The following is an 18,571-nucleotide window of genomic DNA, read 5'->3' on the forward strand; positions in this document are numbered from 1 at the left end:
GTGGGGTCTCGTCTTTCTCGCATTCCCACAGGAGTCTACGTGTATTCAGTCTGCTGAGTACATCTTCTCCCATTTTTTTACGTAAAAAACAACAAACTTTGAGAAAACAGCCTTCCAAAAAAAGGGCGGTCCATCGTTACAATTAAACGATAATCTGCCCTCTTTTTTATGTATTTAACTGGAATTGATTTGCGCAGTTTTCCAATGATTCCACAAGCTGCGCTAATTTTATGCTGACGTCCGCATACGTTTTAACTTCTTCCTGCTGAAGTTCAGCAATTGTTGTCATTTCATCAGAGCTTGCTAAAGTTTGTTGGCTAATGGAGGTTAAATGCAGCGAGGAATTCTCCATTTTAGGTAGAAGTGATTGCAGTTCCAGCAGCTTCTCCTGATTATCTACAATCCCATTATTTACGGTTGTTATTCCTTGTAATAAATGATCTATCGACTGACTGCTTTTTTCGGAAATATTCTCACAGCTTGTAAATTCTTTTTGAATTTTTTCTATATCCTTTGACGCATTTTCAGCAATCAAATCCATCTCTGCCGTAAATGCTTGTATCTCCTCTGTAGCATCTGATGATAACATCGCTAAATTTCTTACTTCCTTTGCAACAACAGCAAATCCACGGCCATTTTCACCTGCTCTAGCAGCTTCTATTGAAGCATTTAATGCTAATAATTTAGTTTGTTCCGCTAAACCGCGAATCAAGTCTACGATTGCCCCAATGGATTGGGAATGTTTTTTTACGTTTAAAATCGTATTTGTAATATGTATAAATTCAGCCTGTAAGGAATCCAATGAGTGAAATAAACTCTTCATATTTTGCTCCCCTTTTTGTGCTGCTCCATTCATCGCCTCTGTTTTATGATTCATTTCATTCATACTCAAATCAATTTGTTCAATCGTATGTTTCATTTCCTGAAATATTTGTATGGCTGTTTCTGAACTGCCTGCTGTTTCATCTGCCCCTTTTTTTACAACCGTAATAATTTCTGATAGGGTCGAATTTCTTTCCATAATAAATCCAGACTGTTCTTGTAACACATTACCTGTGTTGCTTAAATGATTACTTGTCGATTTCATTTCCGTTAAAACCATTTTCATTCTGTCAATCATAGTCGTATAGCTGCGCACTAATGATTTTATTTCAGGAACAGATGTTTTTATGGTTGGATGAATAAATAAATTGCCTTCCCTTACTTCCTTCATCTGGTTTCTTAATACATTTAATGGCTTTACAATACTTCTTACAAAATAAACAATAATAATCAATGTAACGAAAATACTTATAATAGATACCATAATAATTAAATTTTGTATGTCCTGCACCTTTTGTAAGAAATCTTCTTGAGGAACAGCAATAACATAAATGCCTTTTAATTCTTGAATCTTTTGAAAAGCAATGGAATATCGCTGCTGCCCTATCGTTTTTTGGAGTACACCAAATTCTTTTTGTTTTATTTCCTGTATCGTATTAGCAGATATTTTTAATGTTGTCGTCTTATTGACTTGAAAAAGCGGATCTACTTGATCAGTAACTAAATAAAATTGTGCATCTATATTATCTTTTAAAAAATTTGCATCTTGATCACGAACTACTTGGTTCATTTTCTTTTGAAATTTGTCTTCATTTCCTATATATGTAAGCATCATATTTTGTGCCATCACATAAGTTGTTTTTACTTCTTGTTCCAGTCGTTGATGCATCAGCTCAATCGCCATTTCTTTTGATTTTTTTACAGCAACATATGAAACTGTTGAAACCGTTGCTATTAGAAGTGTCATCATAAGCAACAACAGTCTTTTCTGAATGGTAAATTCAATGGATATAAATTTTTTTATTCTCATTAAAGTCATCCTTTCTCTACGTTTATATTTTGGCAAAAATATATTAAGCCTTTGTAAAGGAAAGGTTAATTTTTCATAAAACTACATCTTTTTCCCTATCCCTTTTTTCCTATATGCTTCACCTTTGATTTTTTGAATAATTAGTAACTCAAACTTCGCAGTTATAAATTCCTCTTCATGTATTGCCATAACTTGGTTTAGAGCAATTAGAAAAGAGTGATTGTATAGTCTTTTAGGGTGTTTTTTTTGCAAACATTATTCCTTACAAATAGGGGCTTGCTTTCCGTTTCAGGATGCTCGCTTTCCGTGGGGCGTGCGATGAGCCTCCTCGGCGCTTGCGCCTGCGGGGTCTCATCTAACCCGCTAATCCCACAGGAGTCTCGCACCTTCCACTTCAATCAAGCCGTTTTATCAATTAGTTGCTGTCGCTGAACTGGTGAAAACACCCACCTTATAGAAATAGACTCAAGCGGCACATTTTGGTAGAACAACGTTGAATGATAACATGAAAAAAATCAACGCTACTATTGTTTAGCAATAATACCTTGTAATAAAATTCGAAAACAAGAACTTATTTTAAAACAAGTTGCTTGTAACGGAGGGTGCGAAGACTCCTGCGGGAAATGTGGGAAGGCTGAGACCCCGCAAGGCAAAGCCGAGGAGGCTCAGCTCCCACCCCGCGGAAAGCGAAGCAACCCGTAGTGGAAAGCAACCTCAACAATAAAAAACAAGCCTTACTTTTTATTGTTCTAAACCAAGTCTTATCAAGATTTGCAAACGAATTCGAAGGTGCGAAGTTTGAATTAGTAAATAATCAGGTATAAGAACAATTGGACAAGCATATGCATGTAACAAATCACCCTATTTCTAATCAATTACATAGGAGGCATACTATGAAAAGGCTCTTTACCATCTTTCTTGTCCTTATAACCATTTATGTTATTTATTTTGATTTAAACCATGGTACTCTTACCTCTCCCCAAGAGCCTGTAATAGAAGTAGCTGGTGCTCCAAACCAATCCATTCCAGCATTTCAGCAAAAAGTAAAAACCGGTGATACCGTCCTTCTGATTGTGGAAAGGGAATTGCATAAAAATTTGCCCGTCAGCATTGACCAACTAATAGCCGATTTTAAAAAATTAAATGATAATTTATCACCTGAAGATATTCAGGTCGGCAAAATCTATCATTTCCCTGATTATCAACAAGTTCCATAAGAAAAGCGCAGGCGCCTTGCTCAGCCCCGAAGAAAAATGTTCTCTTGACTCAAAAAGTGTTTTTTACTTTTAGAGGCAAGAGGTTATCTTTCACAGGGGCTAGGCGCCGAAGCTAGACACTAAACTAGTTCGAAATTTTATACTTTCTTATCTTTGAACAAAAGTGCAGGCGCCTTGCTCAGCCCCGAAGAAAAATGTCTGTTCCTATTTCCTAACGCACATTTTTTCCAAATAGGATTATGTAAAATAAAACAGACTGTAAAAATCAGCAAGTTCCTTGTCAATCTTTATGATTCATTGTTACAATAAGAAAGTAGTTTGACTACTATATATTTGGCGTGTCCAATGTTTAAAGGAGCGAATCACCATTGAGTGAAATAATACATCGTACTAAAACCCGTCCAATTAAAGTTGGCAATTTAACAATTGGGGGAAATAATGAACTTGTTATTCAAAGTATGACAACAACTAAAACACATGATGTTGAAGCTACTGTTGCAGAAATAAAACGTTTAGAAGAAGCAGGCTGTCAAATTGTTCGTGTTGCGTGTCCAGATGAACGTGCAGCAAATGCAATTGCGGACATAAAAAAACAAATTAATATTCCCCTTGTTGTCGATATTCATTTTGATTATCGCCTAGCTCTTAAAGCAATTGAAGGCGGTGCCGATAAAATCAGAATTAACCCTGGTAATATTGGCAAAAGAGAAAAAGTGGAAGCTGTTGTAACAGCTGCTAAAGAAAAAGGAATTCCTATTCGAATTGGTGTTAATGCTGGTTCACTTGAAAAAAGAATTCTTGAAAAATATGGGTATCCAACAGCGGACGGAATGGTTGAAAGTGCACTTCATCATATTAAAATTTTGGAGGATTTAGACTTCCATAATATTATCGTATCTATGAAAGCTTCTGATGTGAATTTAGCTATAGAAGCATATGAAAAAGCAGCAAAAGCATTTGATTATCCATTACATCTTGGGATTACAGAATCTGGAACGCTATTTGCCGGTACGGTGAAAAGTGCTGCTGGATTGGGAGCCATTCTAAGTAAAGGAATTGGAAACACTCTTCGTATTTCTTTAAGCGCGGACCCTGTAGAGGAAGTAAAAGTAGCACGTGAATTGCTAAAATCATTTGGATTGTCGTCCAATGCAGCTACCCTTATTTCATGCCCAACTTGTGGCAGAATTGAAATTGATTTAATTTCCATTGCAAATGAAGTGGAAGAATATATCTCGACAATAAAAGCTCCAATTAAAGTTGCCGTACTTGGTTGTGCTGTTAACGGTCCAGGTGAAGCAAGAGAAGCAGATATTGGAATCGCAGGTGCTCGTGGTGAAGGATTATTATTCCGCAAAGGAAAAATTGTTCGAAAAGTTCCAGAAGAAACAATGGTAGAAGAATTGAAAAAAGAAATAGATATCATTGCCGAAGAATATTTTGCAAAAAAAGCGGCAGAAGAAGAAGCGGAAAAAATAAATCAATAAAGAACAAAAGCGCAAGCGCCTTGAACAGCTCTGAAGAAAAATGTTCACATGCCTCTAAAAGTGCTTTTTACTTTTAGAGGCATGTGAACATTTTTCTTCAGAGCTAGGCGCTGGAGCTAGATGCGGACACAACCGCCGAGTTATCCACAATCCCATTTCGTTTATAATTTCCTAGACGATTAGAAAAGCGGAAGCGTCTTGTTCCGCCCCGAAGAAAAATGTTCTCTTGGCTCAAAAAGTGCCCTTTACTTTTTAGAGACAAGAGGTTATCTTTTACAGGAGCTAGGCGTTGAAGCTAGACACTCGTCTATCTTCAGAAAATCTATACCTTATTTCCTATTAAGAAAAACCGTCTAAAAGCTTAAGCCTTTAGACGGTTTTTTCATTATCTAAAAGAACGGAGCAATAAAAATTCCAATAATTACAGCGATTGCCCCTAGCGAAATAGCCCAAGTGCCAAGGGTTGCTGCTCCTCTTCTTCTAGCAACAAACCCTAATACTATACTTACTGCTCCTAATATAATCGGCCATACAAATAAAGAGATGATGGATAAGATTAACGCAGTTATGCCTATCCCTCTCCCACCATCTACTCTTTCCTTCCGGCGATCATTATCGTAAGTAATAGGGCCTGCAAATTCAGCTGAAGTTTCTTCTAAATAATCTTCTCTTTTAATATCTTCTTGCTCTCTATCTCGAAGATCGTATCCTTCATTGCCTAGATTATTTGCCATGATGAATCCCTCGCTTTCATTAATAGGAGCATTTATTATCATCACCGATTTCCCTTTTTTTATTAATGTTAATGTTTTACTGTATTAACATTTTTTCTTGGTCCTGTATATAACCACATTACTAGTAGTAAACGACTTTCACGTAAACAGTGGGGATTTACAGACAAACAAGTAAACAATAAATTGTTATAGCTGTTTTCTCAAAGTTTGTTGTTTTTTACATAAAAAAACATTTGAAAAGTGTTTCTTAGCAGCCTGAATACACGTAGACTCCTGTGGGAATGAGTGAAAGACGAGACCCCACAGGAGCGTATGCGACGAGGAGGCTCGACGCTCGCTAAACGGACGAAGTGTATTCAGGCTGCGCGTTTAAAAGCAACAATCTATACGAAAACAGCCATTGTTATAAACGAAAACCTTTCGATATGGATGTTATTTTGTTAAGCTTATAAATAGGATACATAGTTCCTATAATAATGTTTGAATGATCATACCGTTTACAAATAAGCTACCATTAACAAAGGAGTACAAGATGAAGAAATTACGATTTGGAATTGATATTGATGGTACTGTTACTTGCCCTTCCACATTTGTACCATATTTAAATGAAAGTTTTCAGTTAAATATTACGTTAGAGAATATTAAAGAATATGATTTATACCCACTTGTAAGTGTGTCAAAAGAAGAATTTAACCAATGGTTTATTGATAATGAATCACGTATTTATGCAGCTTCCCCACTTGCTGAAGGCGCTAATGAAGTATTAATAAAATGGGCGCAAGAGTTTGAATTATACTTTATTAGTGCAAGAAGTACGCATCTTATGGAAGTGACAAAAAAATGGTTTTCTGAAAATGGACTTTCCTTTGATCATATCGACTTAATTGGTTCCCATCATAAAATTGCGGCAGCAAAAAATTACGAAGTCGATATATTCTTTGAAGATAAACACGATAATGCTGTTATGATTCATGAAGAATGCGGCATTCCTGTGATTTTATTTGATACGCCATATAATAGAGACCCTATTCCAGACGGAGTAATAAGAGTCGCTAATTGGAGTGATGCGTATAAATGGGTTAACAATTGGGCTAAATCTTCCTTAATATCGAAGTAATAAGAAAAGCGAAAGCGCTTGGTTCAGCAAGGCGCTTCCGCTTTTCTTTTTTACTGAATACAATCAGGACATCTTCCATAAATTTCGAATTTATGTCCAGAAACATCATATCCTTTTAAATTATCTGTTAATTCTTCCATTGGGCATGTGATGATTTCTTTTGTTTTTCCGCATTCTAAACAAATAAAATGATGGTGATGCTGTTGATGAGGGCATGTAAATCGGAAGTGTTTTTCTCCATTTAACTCTGTCATTTCAAAAATATTCAATTGAGCAAATAAGGATAAATTGCGGTAAATAGTGTCAAAACTTAAACCAGGATAATCATGTTTTAATCGATCCAGCACTTCTTTGGCTGTTATATATTTGTTGCTATGTGCAAATAATTCCAGCATTTCTTCTCTTTTTCCAGTATGTTTGTACCCTTTTTCTTTTAAAATTTCTAAAGCTTGCTGTACATTCAATTCTCCCATCTCCAATTTTTTCTATATTTAGCTTTACGGATGCTCCTTGCCAGTATTTTTAAAATTTAGTAATGGTTACGATTTATCTAAAATAGTATACAAGAAGAGTTTATAGAAAGCAAGTTGCACTTCTTTTCAAAAAAGTTAGCACAATTCACCCATTTTGTTCATATGTTAGAGTGGGGAGTGATGAAATGAAAATTTTTGAAAATATTATCAACCATAAAATAAGCAACATAACTTCAACTGAGTTATTAAAGTATAGTAAACAATTTAAAGTTGCTATTTCGGACGATGAAGCGGTAAAGTTAGCAAAATATTTAAATGGAAAAAAAATCAATATCTTTAATCCAGCGGAAAGAGCGGACCTTATAAGAGAAATTTCCAAAATTACCAGTCCCACAACAGCTAAAGAAGTGAATCAACTGTTTACTCTTTTTGCAAAATAACTGAATTTTCGCCTGTTGAACATATAGATAACCAAAATACATGTTGATTTTTGTGCCTTCTGTTCTAACAAACCTTTTTGTTTTCGGTAGTTTACTTATTCCATTTAACCAAAATAAGGACCTTCTGAATCTGAAGGTCCTTATTTTACGAATGTTCCAAACTGATTAAACTATTTATCCCATTAATATTTCGTCTAATAAATTGCTATTAAATGTTTGTTTTTTGAACATGTCAATTTCATGCTTATATGGTGCTTTTTTATTTTTTTTATCTTCTCCAACATATGGTGTTTCTAAGATTTTTACAACATCCATTAGCTGCGGGTGATGAACAATATGATTTAATGCAGCAAAACCAATATGGCCGTATCCGATATTTTCGTGACGGTCCTTTCTCATACCTTGAGCGTTTTTACTGTCATTAATGTGTAGAACCTTTAGCTTTTCTATCCCAATAACACGATCAAATTCATTTAATACACCGTCAAAATCTTCGACAATAGGATAACCTGCATCATGTGTATGACATGTATCAAAACATACGGATAGTTTTTCATTATACGTTACACCATCCATAATCATTGCTAGTTCTTCAAATGTTTTTCCACATTCTGATCCTTTTCCAGCCATCGTTTCTAATGCTATTTGAAGATTTTCTTTTCCGGTTAAAACTTCATTTAATCCTTCGATAATTTTTTTTATGCCGACTTCCGTTCCAGCTCCAACATGAGCCCCTGGATGCAACACAATTTGTTTCGCTCCTAAACTTTCTGTTCGTTCAATCTCAGAACGCAAGAAATTGACACCAAGTTCAAAGGTCGCTGGATTGGTTGTATTCGCAATATTGATGATATATGGAGCATGAACAACTATCTCAGCAATCCCATTTTCCTCCATATGAAGATGACCTGCTTCAATATTTAATTCTTCGATTTTTTTTCTTCTTGTATTTTGCGGTGCACCTGTATAAATCATAAACGTATTGGCACCATATGAAACAGCCTCTTCACTTGCCGCTAAAAGCATTTTTTTGCCGCTCATGGAAACATGTGAACCAATTTTTAACAACCTAATCTCTCCTCTTCTATGATGCAGCTTTATTTTCTTTTACTTTTCATTCGTCTTTCTCTCTTTTTAATACTTTCTACTTCACGCTGCATTTTCTTTTTATAGCCTGGTTTTACTTTTTTCGGTTTTTTAACTAACGATTTTGCTTTTGCATCTACTTCATCCGCTTGTTTTTGACGTTTTTTACGACGATTTCTATCTTCAATAGAGATCCATTCTCCATTTTTTAAATCCATGTTTTTAAATTCAATACCCTTTTTTTCAAGCTGATTTAACGCATCTTCATCTGATGTTTCATAAATGGTTAAAGCAATGCCTGAATAGCCTGCACGAGCGGTTCTTCCTACTCGGTGAACATAAAAATCTAAATCAGAAGGAAGTTCATAATTAATAACATGACTAATTCCTTTAATATCAATTCCTCTTGCTGCAAGATCGGTTGCGATAATGTATTGAAATTCTAAGTCCAATATTTGTTTCATTACTTTTTTTCTTTCTCTAGGACTTAAACCGCCATGCAGTCTTGCTACCTTTAACCCTTTGTTAGCAAGGCCCATTGCCACTTCTTCACACATCTGTTTTGTATTTGTGAAAACAATCGCCAAATAAGGATTAAAACTTTTCAGTGCTTCATAAACTGTTGTTACTTTATCCCGATGTCTTGATGGGATAAGTACATGGTCAATTTTAGCTGCTGTCAGCTGTTTTGGCTCAATATGAATAAAAGTTGGATTCTCTAAATATTTTTTTAAAAACGGCTTCAATTTTTCTGGAATGGTTGCAGAAAAAACAAACATATTTAAATCTTTTGGCATTCTTGCTGCAATTTGATCCACATCCTCAATAAAGCCCATATCTAACATGAGATCCGCTTCATCCACAATTAAAGTTGATGCAGTAAATACCATTAATGCTTGTTCTTGTACTAAGTCGTTTATTCTTCCTGGTGTTCCAACAACAATATGCGGCTGTGCTTTTAATTTTTCGATGGTTCTTTGCTTATCTGTTCCCCCTATAAATAATCGGGACGTAATAGCATCAGCATGTTTTGTTATTTTTACAATTTCTTGATGGATTTGCGCTGCTAGTTCTCTTGTTGGTGCTGTAATAACAGCTTGTACTTCTTGTTTTTCCGGGACAATTTTTTGCAAGATAGGCAATAAATAAGAATGGGTTTTTCCCGTACCTGTTTGGGATTGCCCAATCGCACTTTCGCCTTTTAATATTAACGGCATTACTTTCGCTTGTATTTCTGTTGGTTCATAAAAACCTAATTCTTCAACAGCTTTTATAATAAACGGTTTTAAATTGTATTGATTAAATTTTGTTTCACTCATTTTTATAACTCCTTCATAGTAATGCAAATGATAGATATCCAAACAGAACTATTGTCAGACAAATCAAGAGGGTTAAGATAAAGCCTGAATCATCCTGTTTATTCATTTATTCGCTTACTTGTTCATCATGTTATTATAATAAAGATTTGCACAAAAGACCACTTATATATTTATTAGTTTAAACGTTATAGCTGATTTTTAGTATGTCTTCCTTTTATGAAATTAGCTTTTTGATTTTACTTTCTTCCGCATAATTCCTAAACAAAAATCTTGCTTCTGCATACGCTATACAGTAGCAAATGTGAAAGGAGGCAAAAAAATGCCACCAAGACCACGCATTCCTTACCAAAGAGGCATGATGGGAGGGAGAATGATGCAGCAAGTCCCCCCTAATTTCCGAAATCCGATGATGGGCAGAGGAGGAGCTCCAACCAGAAATGGTGGTGGAGGCATTCTTTCTAAATTACTTGGCAGAAACAATAGAGGTGCAGCAGCAAATGCTGCAGGAAATGTCGCAAATGCTGGTGCAAGAAGTGCTAGTTCTGGCGGTGGGATTCTAAAAGCAATCACAAATCCAGCTTCCATTAATGGATTTCTTGCTAACTCACAAAAGTTTCTGAATACTGCGAGTCAAATAGGTCCAATGATAAACCAATACGGTCCAATGGTTCGCAACATTCCTGCGATGTGGAAATTATATAGAGGATTAAAAAATGCTGATTTCTCTAATGAAGATACTTCCAATGCAAAAGATACACCTACTAAAAAAGAAAAAACTCCTAAAAAAACTACTTCCAAACATATATCTGTTGACGATACAGGAATTGAAGAATGGGAAACAACAGATGCTCCAGAAAGAACAAAAGGTCCTTCTGTACCAAAAATGTATATATAATAAGAAAAGTGGAAGTACCCTTGCTCATCGACGGAAAAAGCTGGACTGAATCGAGTGAGATAAAGGAAACACGAAGAGCGAAGCGATTCGATGTTGACTTATCGTAGACGAGGTGAGGGAAGTGTTGATGTCGATAGGGTGCTGGAGCTAGACACTCGTCTAAGTTCAAATTTTTTTACTTTCTTTAATTTTGATAAAGCTTCAGTCTGATCAAAAGCATTAATTGATAACCTGAAGCTTTTACTATTTTTTAATTCTTTGTCATCTGTACATAAGTTATATATAATAGAAATATTGCATGATTTACATTCATATAGTCAGATTATTTTTTAGCTGACCAATGAATAATAAAGAGAAGAAGTGCGTGGCGGGAGGAATAAAAATGAAAGTAATTAAAATTGCCCCAAGGGGTTATTGTTATGGGGTAGTTGATGCAATGGTTATTGCCCGAAATGCGGCTTTAGATAAAACATTACCACGACCAATTTATATTCTAGGCATGATTGTTCATAATAAACATGTAACTGATGCCTTTGAAGAAGATGGTATTATCACATTAGATGGACAAAACCGAAAAGAAATATTGGAAAAAGTAGAAAAAGGGACTGTCATATTTACTGCACATGGTGTTTCTCCTGAAATAAGGGAAATCGCCAAACAAAAAGGTCTTGTCACATTAGATGCAACATGCCCTGATGTCACAAAAACCCATGATTTAATAAAAGAAAAAGAAAAAGAAGGCTATTTTATTATATATATTGGAAAGAAAGGACATCCAGAACCAGAGGGTGCGGTTGGAGTTGCTCCACATGCTGTTTCGTTAGTGGAGACAATTGATGATGTAGAAAAATTAGAAATTAACCAAACAAAAATCCTTGTCACCAATCAAACGACCATGAGTCAATGGGATGTCGCGGATTTAATGGAAGCTATTAAAACTAAGTTTCCTCATGCAGAATTTCATAAAGAAATTTGTTTGGCAACACAAGTTCGTCAAGAAGCAGTTGCAGAACAAGCGGGTTCTGCAGATGTCTTAATTGTAGTAGGAGATCCCAAAAGCAACAACTCTAATCGATTAGCACAAGTTTCAGAAGAAATTGCGCATACTACAGCATATCGTATTGCCGATATTTCTGAACTAGAGCTTGATTGGATTAAAGATGCTAATGTAGTGGCAGTTACAGCTGGCGCTTCCACCCCTACACCAATTACAAAAGAAGTAATAAACTTTCTTGAACAATATGATCCTGCAGATGAAAGCACATGGAATCGAGAGAAAAAAGTTCCATTGCATAAAATCCTGCCTAAAGTTAAAAGGTAAAAAGAAGATCAAAAAGCACCCTTTCAAGGTGCTTTTTGCTTTTTTACGCGTATCAGAATTTATAGGTTTCAAGTTTGATTACTATCTAGCTCCTGCGCCTAGCCCCTGTGAAAAATAACCCTTTGCCTCTAAAAGTAAAAAGCACTTTTCGAGTCAAATGAACATTTTTCTTCGGGGCTGTTCAAGGCGCCTCCGCTTTTCTATATTACACAAACTGAAATGGATCAGTATGAATTTCAGACGGGAAAATATGGACATCATAACCTTTTTGACTACACATCGTGGTTAATACATGTGCAACGCCTTTTTTCATTACTTTTTCAACATTATGTCCTGGATCGATTATATTTAATCCCAGTGCTTTTGCATCATGTGCAACATGATAATACATATCACCTGTTATATACACATCTGCGCCTTTAAAAAGAGCATGGGAATAATATTTATTTCCATCTCCACCTAAAACGGCAACTTTTTTTATTTTTGCCTGTAAATCTCCTACTACTCGAACAGCATCTACTTCTAACGCTTTTTTAACATGATTGGCAAACTCAGAAAGTGTCATTTCTTCTACCTTTCCAATTCTACCTAATCCTAATTGTGCTCCTTTAAGTTGGAGTTCATATATATCATACGCAACCTCTTCGTATGGATGTGCCTTTAGCATTGCTTTTATTATTTTTTTTTCTAATGATGCAGGAAAAACAGTTTCTATTTTTATTTCGTCTACTACTTCTAATTGATTAGCTTCTCCGATATATGGATTTGTTTCTTCGCCTGGTTTAAATTGACCTTTTCCCTCTGTTGCAAACAGGCAATGTGTATAGTTTCCAATCGCACCAGCTCCAGCATTACCTAAAGCAGCTTTGACTTCATCAGCACTTTCCCCCGGCACATAAACCACTAATTTTTTTAATTTATCTTCATACGTTGGTACAAGCACTTCGGCATTTTTTAATCCCAACGTCTCACTTAATAAATCATTTACCCCACCTTTTGCTACATCTAAGTTTGTGTGGGCTGCATAAACGGATATATCGTGTTTAATTAATTTTTGCATTAATTGTCCAGATGGATTATCACTTGTAATTTTCGATAAAGGACGAAATATTGGTGGATGATGCGCAATAATTAAATCTACCTTTTTAGCAATCGCTTCTTCCACTACTTCATCCAACACATCTAATGCAACCATGACATTTTTTACCGGCCGGCTAAGGTCCCCCACTTGCAGGCCGATTTTATCCCCTTCCATCGCATATGCTTTTGGAGAATATTGTTCAAATAAAGAAATGATCTCATATCCGTTTATTTGTTTCATCTGCCAATACCTCCTTCACCATATTTATTTTTGATTCTAATTCCTGCTTTTTTGTTTGATTTTCCTTTGAATCAGGTGCGGATGAAAGCTGTGCCATAATTCTCTCCCAGTTTTTTCGCTCAGCTAACCATTTTTTTTGAAAAGCTTTATTTTTCTCTTTCATAAGAATAGGACCTAATAATAATTCAGTATCTATATTAGCTGTATACGGATCTTTTGCTATTCCTTGTTCTGCTACTAATATTTCATAAATCTTTCCATCTTCTTCAATAATTTCTTCCTCTATTAATTTCCAGCCATTTTCAAGCAGCCATAGGCGAATAGAAAATGCATGAATATTTGGCTGAAGCACTAATCTTTTTACAGTAGAAAGCTTGTGCTTGCCTTGTTCAAGAATGGTAGCAATAAGTGAACCACCCATTCCTGCAATTGTAATACAATCGACTTCTCCCAGGTTAATTACTTCTAATCCATTTCCTTTTCTTACAGCTATAACGGATGCTAACCCTTCTTGTCTTACTTGTTTACAAGCAGATTGAAATGGTCCTTCTACAACTTCACCTGCTATTGCGAAGGAAGCTTTCTCTTTTTTCAGCATATAACAAGGTAAGTAAGCATGATCTGAACCAATATCTGCAAATTTAGATCCAACTGGTATATATTTTGCCACCGCTTCTAATCGTTGCGATAATTTATCTGTATTCATTTTACCCCCACATTTCATTTTATCTTTTTTATATTTATATCTGCCTTATCAACTACTAGTATAATTTTTGTTGAATCAGGATGCAAAAAACCATGTGATTCTTTTTATACTATTTTCATTAAGAATAACCAACATAATAACACGAATCCTACAACCGAAGAAATTGTAAAATATAATAACTTATATCTTTTTCCAACAATAAACCAACAAACACAATTTATACTTAAGACAATAGATAAAAATAATAAATTATTTGAAAAAAAATATAAAACAACGTACGTACTTGTAATTAAAACAATTAATGCTGCCACCGCAGCTGGAATATGAACGGAGCTGTTTTTATTTTTATAAAAATACATACTAATGATACAAAAAGTTAGAAAAATTAGGGAAATAGCTATTTGCAAAATGAAAGACAATTCAGTAAAATATAATAAAACTACTGTTAAAGGAATGAACAATAAAAAAAGACTACTGGACATAACCGATGTTTTTTTCGTTGTTTCTTCTACTGGTTGGTTTCCTTCCGTATATAGTGATAACAAATAATCACAATAATGCTCTGGAAGCATACGACTTTTCTTCCAATAGATGATTTCTTTAACAATTACTTTTTTTCTATTTTCATCCATTTTTTTCACATCCTTATGTATAACAAAAACATATAAGGAGACTCATACCTCGTCTCCTTCATCTAACAAGGAAAAGGCAGTTTTTAACCTAATAAAGGTGGTGTGAACGGAGCTACTCTTTTTCTCATAGGAATAAGCAACAACATACAAAGCACCATCGTTCGTGTATTTCTATATAAAACGGCGCAGTTCCGCCCCTTTTCAAAAAAAAGAAATAGCTACTTCCAATGTAAGAAGTAAACTATTTCTTTACAATCCGTTCTTTCACGTTGCGAACAATTTTCTTACTCTAAGAAATCTTTTAATCGTTTGCTTCTGCTTGGATGTCTTAGCTTTCTTAATGCTTTTGCTTCAATTTGACGAATGCGCTCACGTGTTACACCAAACACTTTACCTACTTCTTCCAAAGTACGTGTACGACCGTCATCAAGACCGAAGCGTAATCTTAACACGTTTTCTTCACGATCTGTTAAAGTATCGAGAACATCCTCTAATTGTTCTTTTAACAGCTCATATGCTGCATGCTCTGATGGTGAGGTTGCATCTTGGTCTTCAATGAAGTCGCCTAAATGCGAATCATCTTCTTCCCCAATTGGTGTTTCTAATGACACTGGCTCTTGAGCAATTTTAAGAATTTCTCTTACTTTATCAGGAGTTAAGTCCATATCCTCGCCAATTTCTTCAGGAGTTGGTTCACGTCCTAAATCTTGAAGAAGTTGTCGCTGCACACGAATTAATTTATTTATCGTTTCAACCATGTGAACGGGTATACGAATCGTTCTTGCCTGATCTGCTATTGCTCTTGTAATAGCTTGACGAATCCACCAAGTAGCATACGTACTAAACTTATATCCTTTAATATAATCAAATTTTTCTACTGCTTTAATTAAGCCCATATTTCCTTCTTGAATAAGATCAAGGAACATCATTCCACGTCCAACATATCTTTTTGCAATACTTACAACTAAACGTAAGTTTGCTTCTGCGAGACGTCGTTTTGCTTCTTCATCGCCTTCTTCAATTCGTTTAGCTAAATTAATTTCTTCTTCAGCAGATAATAAATCCACTCTGCCAATTTCTTTTAAATACATTCTAACTGGATCATTTATTTTAACGCCAGGAGGAACACTTAAATCATTTAAATCGAATTCTTCCTCCCCTTTAGCTAGTTCTTGAACATTAGGAGCTTCGTCTTCTGTATCCCCAATAAGTTCTACACCTTGGTCTCCTAAAAACTCATAAAACTCATCCATTTGATGGGAGTCTAATTCAAAACTGGATAATTTTTCAGCAATATCATCATATGCTAAAACACCTGTTTTTTTACCTACTTCTGTTATTTGTTCCTTTACCTGATCAAGGGTCAATTCCGTTTCAACCTCTTTTGAACGGGCTGACTTTTCAGCCATATGTCCCCCTCCTTCCAAAAAATCAAGACAAATCCATTTTTATTATTTCAGCGCTTTTTCTAACTCCAGAACTTCCATGCCAATTTGCGCTGCCCTACCAAAGTCCTGTTGCCTTTCGGCGTCTTTTTGTAATGCCTTTTTTTCTTTTATCACTTGCAGCTTTTCATAATTTAATAGTTGTTTCAAGTAGTCCAATAATTCTTGATCACTTATTTCATCGTTAATATCCATCATTTCAATATCTACTACCATCCGCTTTAGTTCATGATCATCAACGAAATTAATAAATGAACTTGTATCAGAGCTTTGCCCCTTTTCATAATAAGCTAACAGGTACGTAAAAATCGCCTGATGTTCATCAATATTAAAGGTTTTCCCTTGCAAATTATCCTGCACTTTAAAAGCGGTATCTTCACTTTTAAGCATATGCGCAAGCAGCCTTCTTTCTGCTGTATGAAATGCGGGTAATAAATTTTTCACTTGTTTTCTTACACTATATTGCTTAACTGGTGTAGTAATGCTTTTATTTGAATCATTTCTTTTTATTGATTCTGCAACTTGTTTCTCTTGCTGCAGAAGCGCTTCTAAAGAGATAGAAAATTCAGAAGCTAGCTGTCTTATATAGAAGTCTTTTTCAACTGCTTTCTCAAGCTTAGCAACTTCTCCTATTACTTCTTCTATATACGTTAGCTTATCTCCTTCATTTTGAAGATTTTTCCCTCTACGATAATAAAGTAATTTAAAACTCATAAAAGGAATACTGCTATGAAGGATTTCATGTTGCAATTTTTCTTCGCCAAATTTGCTGACAACATCATCTGGATCCATTCCATCTGGTAATAAAGCCACTTTAACGGTGCAGTTTGCTTTTATTAAAAGCTCTCCTGCTCGATTTGCCGCTTCAATTCCAGCAGAATCTGAATCATAACAAATGGTTACGGTTTGAGCATTTCTTTTTAGAATACCAATATGCTCGTTTGTTAAAGACGTACCCATAGTTGCAATACCATTTTCTATCCCTGACCTAAAAGCCGCGATACAATCGGCAAACCCTTCAAAAAGAACGGCATGTTGTAACTTCCGAATGTTTGGCCTCGCCATATGAAAATTATAAAGTGTACTACTTTTATTAAAAATTGGAGTTTCAGGGCTGTTCAAATATTTGGGATGGGACTCCCCTAGTGTACGCCCTGAAAAAGCAATTGTATGACCATTACGATCCGTAATTGGAAAGATAATTCGATCCCTAAAACGGTCAAAATACTTATTTTCCTTTTCACTTTTAATAATTAGTCCTGCTTTTTCCATCAATGGAACATCATATTTTCTTTTTCCTAAAAACTTTACTGCCAAATCCCATGTTTCCATAGCATATCCTATTTGAAATTTTTCAATAACAGGAAGAGTAAAGCCTCTATTTAGTAAATATTCTAAAGCATGTTGACCATCCTTTGTATTTACTAATAAATGATGATAAAATTTTGTTAACAAATCATGAGCGTCAAGCATTTGCTGTAAATCATTAGGAATGCTTTTTTTCTTTTCTGTATCGGTCCATTCCGAACCAATCTCAATATTCGCCCTTTTTGCTAACTTTGCAGCAACTTCTTGAAAGGAAAATCCTTCTAAATCCATTAAAAAAGAAAATACATTGCCACCTGCATTGCAGCCAAAACAGTGAAAAATTTGCTTTTCAGGAGAAACGGAAAATGATGGCGTTTTTTCTCCGTGAAACGGACATAATCCTAAAAAATTACGACCTTGTTTTGTTAATTGAACATGTTCGCCAATAACATCCACAATGTCAACTGCTTGTTTTATTTGATTAATTTTTTCTTCAGGAATAAGCCCAGCCATTTAAGACATCTCCCCTACTAACTTGCCTAAGTGAGGTATTCGACATTAATTGTTAAACTCCTTCAATTTTCGACAAAATCCTCATTAAATTTTTCCTAAATCTTTGACGGTCGTCATCAATAAAAGGTTTTGGCCCCTTTCCATATACACCTCTTCTTCTTGCTTTTGCAGATAAATAGCGCATATGTAACGCTGTATGGATATCCTTCTCTTCTATTACAATTCCCCTGGGAGAAAGAACATACACTTCTTTTAACAAAAGAGTAGAGGCTAAGCCTATATCTTGCGTGATGACAATATCCTGTTTTTTTACTTTATTCATAATAAATAAATCAACTGCTTCTTTGCTATTATCAACATATTTCCAATTCATGTTCTCCTGCTCTTTTTTCATATGAGCATAAGAAGCGACGAAAAGTGTTTCTACACAATAGCTTTTAGCAATTTCGACAATTTCCTGCTTAACTGGACAAGAATCAGCGTCAATATAGATGGTTTGATTCCCTATTGTACTACTTATTCTACATCACTCCACATATTCCTTCTTCTAAAAAGGTTTTCATTGAAAGAAATATTGTCGAAAATTATTTATCCTTTATTCTTGACTTCTAACAATAAATAGTTTATTCGTTAACAGTCAACTCTAAACCTAAAATATAATACTTTTTTATCACAATTTTTTATTATAGTACAGAAACAAAGGAA

At 35.0% G+C, this 18,571-nt stretch carries 17 protein-coding genes; 6 read left to right on the forward strand and 11 right to left on the reverse strand.

What is annotated here, in order from left to right:
* Nucleotides 1-166: 166 nt before the first annotated feature.
* Nucleotides 167-1,852 (reverse strand): methyl-accepting chemotaxis protein, encoded by a 1,686-nt coding sequence (locus ACTYA4_RS17290; protein WP_443482965.1) that lies wholly within the window; start codon nt 1,850-1,852, stop codon nt 167-169.
* Nucleotides 1,853-2,745: 893 nt separating this feature from the next.
* Between ACTYA4_RS17290 and yqfZ the strand changes: the two genes are divergently transcribed.
* Both yqfZ and ispG read left to right on the forward strand, forming a co-directional pair.
* Entirely contained in the window at nt 2,746-3,069 is a 324-nt protein-coding gene (gene yqfZ / locus ACTYA4_RS17295; RefSeq protein ID WP_443482964.1) for a protein YqfZ, read from the forward strand.
* Nucleotides 3,070-3,446: 377 nt separating this feature from the next.
* Nucleotides 3,447-4,556 carry a flavodoxin-dependent (E)-4-hydroxy-3-methylbut-2-enyl-diphosphate synthase gene (gene ispG / locus ACTYA4_RS17300; RefSeq protein WP_443482970.1) on the forward strand — a complete coding sequence of 370 codons (1,110 nt, stop codon included), beginning with the start codon at nt 3,447-3,449 and terminating at the stop codon, nt 4,554-4,556.
* 389 nt (nt 4,557-4,945) lie between these two features.
* Here ispG and ACTYA4_RS17305 read toward each other — a convergent pair whose 3' ends face one another.
* Nucleotides 4,946-5,290, reverse strand: coding sequence for a DUF4190 domain-containing protein (locus ACTYA4_RS17305; RefSeq protein ID WP_443482963.1), 345 nt, complete (start codon nt 5,288-5,290; stop codon nt 4,946-4,948).
* A 532-nt stretch (nt 5,291-5,822) separates the two neighbouring features.
* Here ACTYA4_RS17305 and ACTYA4_RS17310 point away from each other — a divergent pair.
* On the forward strand, nt 5,823-6,407 hold the full coding sequence (locus tag ACTYA4_RS17310) for a 5' nucleotidase, NT5C type (RefSeq protein WP_443482962.1): 585 nt from the start codon (nt 5,823-5,825) through the stop codon (nt 6,405-6,407).
* A 50-nt stretch (nt 6,408-6,457) separates the two neighbouring features.
* Here ACTYA4_RS17310 and zur read toward each other — a convergent pair whose 3' ends face one another.
* On the reverse strand, nt 6,458-6,871 hold the full coding sequence (gene zur / locus ACTYA4_RS17315; protein ID WP_443482961.1) for a zinc uptake transcriptional repressor Zur: 414 nt from the start codon (nt 6,869-6,871) through the stop codon (nt 6,458-6,460).
* A gap of 194 nt (nt 6,872-7,065) precedes the next feature.
* On the opposite strand from zur, the gene ACTYA4_RS17320 reads away from it, so the two are divergent.
* Nucleotides 7,066-7,320, forward strand: coding sequence for a DUF2624 domain-containing protein (locus tag ACTYA4_RS17320; protein WP_443482960.1), 255 nt, complete (start codon nt 7,066-7,068; stop codon nt 7,318-7,320).
* 174 nt (nt 7,321-7,494) lie between these two features.
* Here the strand turns inward: ACTYA4_RS17320 and ACTYA4_RS17325 are convergent, their stop codons facing one another.
* Nucleotides 7,495-8,388 (reverse strand): deoxyribonuclease IV, encoded by an 894-nt coding sequence (locus ACTYA4_RS17325; RefSeq protein ID WP_443482959.1) that lies wholly within the window; start codon nt 8,386-8,388, stop codon nt 7,495-7,497.
* A gap of 29 nt (nt 8,389-8,417) precedes the next feature.
* Entirely contained in the window at nt 8,418-9,725 is a 1,308-nt protein-coding gene (locus ACTYA4_RS17330; protein WP_443482958.1) for a DEAD/DEAH box helicase, read from the reverse strand.
* Nucleotides 9,726-10,044: 319 nt separating this feature from the next.
* Between ACTYA4_RS17330 and vrrA the strand changes: the two genes are divergently transcribed.
* Nucleotides 10,045-10,620: a VrrA/YqfQ family protein gene (gene vrrA / locus ACTYA4_RS17335; protein ID WP_443482957.1), complete on the forward strand. Its 576-nt coding sequence runs from the start codon at nt 10,045-10,047 to the stop codon at nt 10,618-10,620.
* A gap of 382 nt (nt 10,621-11,002) precedes the next feature.
* Nucleotides 11,003-11,941, forward strand: a complete 939-nt coding sequence (locus ACTYA4_RS17340; RefSeq protein WP_443482956.1) for a 4-hydroxy-3-methylbut-2-enyl diphosphate reductase — start codon at nt 11,003-11,005, stop codon at nt 11,939-11,941.
* Between the two features lie 205 nt (nt 11,942-12,146).
* On the opposite strand, the gene ACTYA4_RS17345 is transcribed toward ACTYA4_RS17340, so the two are convergent.
* The 6 genes from ACTYA4_RS17345 to ACTYA4_RS17370 form a co-directional block, all read right to left on the reverse strand.
* Nucleotides 12,147-13,262, reverse strand: a complete 1,116-nt coding sequence (locus ACTYA4_RS17345; protein WP_443482955.1) for a Nif3-like dinuclear metal center hexameric protein — start codon at nt 13,260-13,262, stop codon at nt 12,147-12,149.
* Complete coding sequence (locus ACTYA4_RS17350; protein WP_443482954.1) at nt 13,240-13,968, reverse strand: tRNA (adenine(22)-N(1))-methyltransferase; 729 nt, start codon at nt 13,966-13,968, stop codon at nt 13,240-13,242. Before ACTYA4_RS17350 ends, ACTYA4_RS17345 begins: the two co-directional genes overlap by 23 nt.
* A 104-nt stretch (nt 13,969-14,072) precedes the next feature.
* Nucleotides 14,073-14,600 (reverse strand): hypothetical protein, encoded by a 528-nt coding sequence (locus ACTYA4_RS17355; protein WP_443482953.1) that lies wholly within the window; start codon nt 14,598-14,600, stop codon nt 14,073-14,075.
* A 284-nt stretch (nt 14,601-14,884) separates the two neighbouring features.
* A complete protein-coding gene (rpoD, locus tag ACTYA4_RS17360; RefSeq protein WP_443482952.1) occupies nt 14,885-16,009 on the reverse strand; it encodes an RNA polymerase sigma factor RpoD in 1,125 nt (374 codons plus the stop codon).
* Nucleotides 16,010-16,051: 42 nt separating this feature from the next.
* A complete protein-coding gene (gene dnaG, locus ACTYA4_RS17365; protein WP_443482951.1) occupies nt 16,052-17,866 on the reverse strand; it encodes a DNA primase in 1,815 nt (604 codons plus the stop codon).
* A gap of 52 nt (nt 17,867-17,918) precedes the next feature.
* Nucleotides 17,919-18,353: a YaiI/YqxD family protein gene (locus ACTYA4_RS17370; protein WP_443482969.1), complete on the reverse strand. Its 435-nt coding sequence runs from the start codon at nt 18,351-18,353 to the stop codon at nt 17,919-17,921.
* Nucleotides 18,354-18,571: the final 218 nt, after the last annotated feature.

It is taken from the genome of Niallia yueguangensis, from assembly GCF_052663115.1.